Annotated in this window: 4 protein-coding genes; all 4 read right to left on the bottom strand. The window is 70.4% G+C overall.

From position 1 onward, the window contains the following. Nucleotides 1-156: 156 nt before the first annotated feature. From ACFVGY_RS17760 to ACFVGY_RS17775, 4 genes are read right to left on the bottom strand one after another with little or no spacing between them, the layout of a single operon-like run. Complete coding sequence (locus ACFVGY_RS17760; RefSeq protein ID WP_385677798.1) at nt 157-1,176, bottom strand: LacI family DNA-binding transcriptional regulator; 1,020 nt, start codon at nt 1,174-1,176, stop codon at nt 157-159. Next, complete coding sequence (locus ACFVGY_RS17765; protein WP_385677801.1) at nt 1,164-2,771, bottom strand: glycoside hydrolase family 13 protein; 1,608 nt, start codon at nt 2,769-2,771, stop codon at nt 1,164-1,166. Before ACFVGY_RS17765 ends, ACFVGY_RS17760 begins: the two co-directional genes overlap by 13 nt. Before the next feature lie 53 nt (nt 2,772-2,824). Next, the gene (locus tag ACFVGY_RS17770) at nt 2,825-3,703 is read right to left on the bottom strand and encodes a sugar ABC transporter permease (RefSeq protein WP_385677804.1); all 879 of its coding nucleotides are present in this window, start codon (nt 3,701-3,703) and stop codon (nt 2,825-2,827) included. A gap of 5 nt (nt 3,704-3,708) precedes the next feature. Continuing rightward, on the bottom strand, nt 3,709-4,728 hold the full coding sequence (locus tag ACFVGY_RS17775) for a carbohydrate ABC transporter permease (RefSeq protein ID WP_385677807.1): 1,020 nt from the start codon (nt 4,726-4,728) through the stop codon (nt 3,709-3,711). Nucleotides 4,729-4,768 lie beyond the last annotated feature (40 nt).

A 4,768-nucleotide genomic window follows, 5' to 3' on the forward strand; every position in this document is an offset into this window, starting at 1 on the left:
TTTTCATTATTTGTTTCCCCCCCCCCATCCCCCCCCCCCCCCGGGGTTTGCGGCCGGTCTTGTGTTATAAGCCGGGGGGGGCCCCGTAAACCCGCGGCCCCCCGTCCACCCCCGACCAAGGGGAACCTGTGGTGCCGCTCGAACCGAGCCCGGGCCTCAATCCCCCCGGGGCGCCGTTCCCGTGGACCCCCGGACCACCAGCTCCGGCTGGAACACGTACTCCGTGCGCTGCACCGGCGTGCCGCCCACCGCCTCCAGCAGCGCCCCGACGGCAGCGGTCGCCATGGCGCGCACCGGCTGCCGCACGGTGGTCAGCGGCGGATCCGTGAACGCGATCAGCGGCGAGTCGTCGTACCCCACCACCGAGACGTCCTCGGGCACCCGCAGCCCCCGCTCCCGCACGGCCCGTATCACGCCGAGCGCCATCGGGTCGCTGCCGCAGACGATGCCGGTGCAGCCGCGGTCCAGCAGGGCGCCCCCGGCCGCATGCCCGCCTTCAACGGTGAACAGGGTGCGCTGGATGAGCCCCTCGGCCTCCGCGCCCGGCACGACGGCGGTGAAGCCCTGCTCCTTCCGGGCCGACGGCACGTAGCGCGTCGGCCCGATCGCCAGCCCGATCCTCCGGTGCCCCAGGTCCTCCAGGTGCCGTACGGCCATCTCGGCGGCGGCCCGGTCGTCCGGGGATATGAAGGGGGCGTTCACGTGCTCGTTGAACCCGTTGATCATCACGAACGGCACTCCGCGCGAGCTGAGCCGCTGGTACCGGGCGGGATCGGCCAGCGCGTCCGCGTGCAGCCCGGACAGGAAGACGATGCCCGTGACCCCGCGCTCCTCCAACTGCTCGACGAGCTCGTCCTCCGTGGCCCCGCCGGGCGTCTGCGTGCACAGCACCGGCGTGTACCCGTGCCCGGCCAGCGCCTGCTCGATGACCTGGGCGAAGGCCGGGAAGATCGGGTTGGTGAGCTCGGGTATGAGCAGGCCGACGAGCCCGTTGCTGCGCCTGCGCAGCCGTACGGGCCGTTCGTAGCCGAGCAGGTCCATCGCGGCCAGCACCATGTGCCGGGTGCCGGCCGCGACGCCCGCCTTGCCGTTGAGGACCCGGCTGACGGTCGCCTCGCTGACCTGGGCCTGCGCGGCGATGTCCGTCAGCCGGAGTGGGGAGGTCACCCCTGCCACCACACCGCCGTGTCGGCGGGCAGTACGCCCGGCTCACCGAGCTCGGAGCTGGTCAGCAGGACGGTGCCGGGTGAGGGCATGCGCACCGGCTCCGAGGTGGTGTTGGCGGTGCACACGAAGCCGCCGCGGCGGAACGCGAGGACCCCCTCGGGGGCGTCGAGCCACTCCACGGAGTCACCGGCGCCGAGGTCGTCGCGGTCCCGGCGGATCCGCAGGGCGCTGCGGTACAGCTCCAGCGTCGAGTCCGGGTCGCCGGTCTGCGCCGCGACGCTCAGGCCCGCCCACTCGGCCGGCTGCGGCAGCCAGCTGCCACCGCTGCCGAAGCCGTACGGGGCCTCGGTGCCGGACCACGGGATCGGCACGCGGCAGCCGTCGCGCAGCCCGTCCTGCCCGTTCTCCTTGAAGAACGACGGGTCCTGGCGCACCTCGTCGGGCAGGTCGGTCACCTCCGGCAGCCCCAGCTCCTCGCCCTGGTAGACGTACGCCGACCCGGGCAGGGCCAGCATCAGCAGCGCGGCGGCGCGGGCCCGGCGCAGACCGAGCTCAGCGTCCCCGTCCCCGAAGCGGGTGGCGTGCCTAACGACGTCGTGGTTGGACAGCACCCACGTCGTGGGCGCACCCACGGGCCGCATGGCGTCCAGGGTCTCGTCGATGGTGGTGCGCAGCGCAGCCGCGTCCCACCCGGTGGTCAGGTAGTGGAAGTTGAACGCCTGGTGCAGCTCGTCGGGCCGGATGTACCGGGCGGTCCGGGCCACGGTGGGCGTCCAGGCCTCGGCCACACCGATCCGCTCGCCGTCGTACTCGTCGAGGACCTTGCGCCAGGCCCGGTAGATCTCGTGCACACCGTCCTGGTCGAAGAACGGCAGCACCTGGTTGCCCAGCAGCTTGAGCTGCTCGCCGCGCCCGAGGTCGGGCAGGCCGGGGGCCTTGACCAGGCCGTGCGCGACGTCGATGCGGAAGCCGTCGACGCCCAGGTCGAGCCAGAACCGCAGGACGGACCGGAACTCGTCCTGCACGGCCGGGTGGTCCCAGTTGAAGTCGGGCTGTTCAGGGGCGAACAGGTGCAGGTACCACTCCCCGTCCTCGACCCGCGTCCAGGCCGGCCCGCCGAAGATGGACTCCCAGTCGTTCGGGGGCTCCTCGCCGTTCTCGCCTCGGCCGGGCCGGAAGTGGAAGCGCTCGCGCAGCGGCGTGCCGGGCCCTTCCCGCAGTGCCTGCTTGAACCATTCGTGCTGGTCGGAGCAGTGGTTGGGGACGAGGTCGACGATGATGCGCAGGCCCAGCTCGTGTGCCTCGCGGATCACGGCGTCGGCGTCGTGCAGGGTGCCGAACATGGGGTCGATGGCCCGGTAGTCGGCGACGTCGTAGCCGGCGTCGGCCTGCGGGGAGGCGTAGAACGGGCTGAGCCAGACGGCGTCGACGCCCAGCTCCTTGAGGTAGGGCAGTCTGCTGCGGATGCCTTCGAGGTCCCCCATGCCGTCTCCGTTGGAGTCGGCGAAGCTGCGCGGATAGACCTGGTAGATCACCGCTTCTCTCCACCAGCCGGGCGCGGTGCCGGTCGTGGTGGGGAGTGTTTCGGCGAGGTGCTGGGTCATGACGTCCTTGGTTGGGTTCGGGCCGGGGGTGTGTCGGGGCGGGCGCCGGGTGGTCAGCCCTTGGTGGCGCCCGCCGTCATCCCGGCGACGAGGTGACGCTGGGCGAAGACGAAGAAGATGGCAGCGGGGATGGCGATGAGGACCGAGGCGGCCGTCATCGGACCCCAGTTGGCGGTGTACTGCGTGACGAAGGTCTGCAGGCCGCCCGCCAGGGTGAGGTTCTGGTCGCCGACCATGAACGCGGAGGCGTACGCGACCTCGCCCCAGGCGGTGATGAACGAGTAGAAACCGGTGACCGCCAGGCCGGGCTTGGCCAGCGGCAGGATGAGGCGCCAGAAGGTGCCGAAGGGGTTGAGTCCGTCGACACGGCCGGATTCGTCGATCTCGACCGGGATGGTGTCGAAGAAGCCCTTCATCATCCAGGCGCAGAACGGCACGGCGATGGTCAGGTAGGTGATGATCAGTCCGACCGGCTGGTTCAGCAGCCCGAGCTGCCCCATCAGGTTGTAGAGCGGGACGATCAGGATGGCCATGGGGAACATCTGCGTGATCAGCAGGGTCCACATGAGCGGCTTCATGCCCGGGAACTTGAACCGGCTGACGGCGTACCCGGTGGTCGCGGCGATGAACACGCCGAGCACGGTCGTGATGCCGGCCACCAGCACGGAGTTGCCGAACCAGGTGAAGAAGGAGGTCTGCTCCACCAGGTAGCGGTAGTTGTCGAGGGTGGGTTCCTTGACGAAGTCGGTGGTGATCGCGTGCTTCGCGGGCTTGAGGGAGGTCAGGAGCACCCACAGCACCGGGAAGACGGCGACCACGGAGGCGACGACGAGGGTCGCGTGCAGCCCGACGGAGGCGAGCGGCGAGCGCTTGCCCCGCTCGTTCCCCTTCGCGCGATCGGCGGACCGGCTGGTGGTAGTGGAGGTGGCCACGGTCGTCACCACACCTCTCCCTGCTTGCGCAGCGCCCGTCGGTAGACCAGCGCGAAGATCATGAGGAGGGCGAGGATGAGCACGCCCCAGGTCGCGGAGCCGGCGAAGTCGCGCGGGCTCGCCACGAACGCCTGCCGGAAGGCCTGGGTGACCAGGATCTCGGTGGCGTCGCCCGGTCCGCCCCGCGTCAGCAGGAAGATCACCGGGAACATGTTGAACGTCCAGATGGTGGAGAGCAGGATCACGGTCATGCTCACCGACCGCAGGCCGGGCAGGGTGATGTGCCGGAAGCGCTGCCAGGTGCTGGCGCCGTCCATCTCGGCGGCTTCGTAGAGCTCGCCGGGGATGGACTGGAGGCCGCCGAGGAGGGCGACCATCATGAAGGGGATGCCGAGCCAGACGTTGACGGCGATGACGGAGACCTTGGCCCAGGTCGGGTCGTCGAGCCACGGGACGGCCGCGATGCCGCCGCCCTCCAGGAGCTTGTTGAGGATGCCGTTGTCGCGGTTGAAGAGGAACCGCCAGGCGAAGACGGAGACGAAGCCGGGAACGGCCCAGGGCAGGATGAGCGCCATCCGGTAGACGGCGCGGCCCTTGAACTCCCGGTTCAGCATGTTGGCCAGGGTCAGACCGAGCACGAAGGTGATGGACACGCACGCGACGGTCCACACCACCGTCCACGCCAGTCGCTGCATGAACACCGGGTCGGCGAGCACGGCCGTGTAGTTGTCGAGCCCGATGAACTCGTACGTGGCCTCGATGTGGTTGGCACCGATCGTGCGGGCGACGTTGCGCTCGTTGGCGTCGGTCAGCGACAGGTAGATGCCGCGCACCAGCGGCCAGCCGATGATGACGCCGAGCACGATCACGACCGGGGCGATCATGGCCCAGGCGTACCAGTGCGTGGCGAAAGCACGCTTGAGCCCGCCGCGGTTCGCGGCGCGCTTCTTCGGGTTCGAGCCCTCAGCCGTGCGGCTCCGGGGGCGCGGGGGGGGGGGATGTCGCGGGGCCGCCCGCCCCCCCACCCCCCCCCCAGATGGAGAGGCGAAAGAGAGCGTTTTTTTG

This window comes from Streptomyces sp. NPDC127106, from assembly GCF_042677605.1.
Classification (GTDB): domain Bacteria; phylum Actinomycetota; class Actinomycetes; order Streptomycetales; family Streptomycetaceae; genus Streptomyces.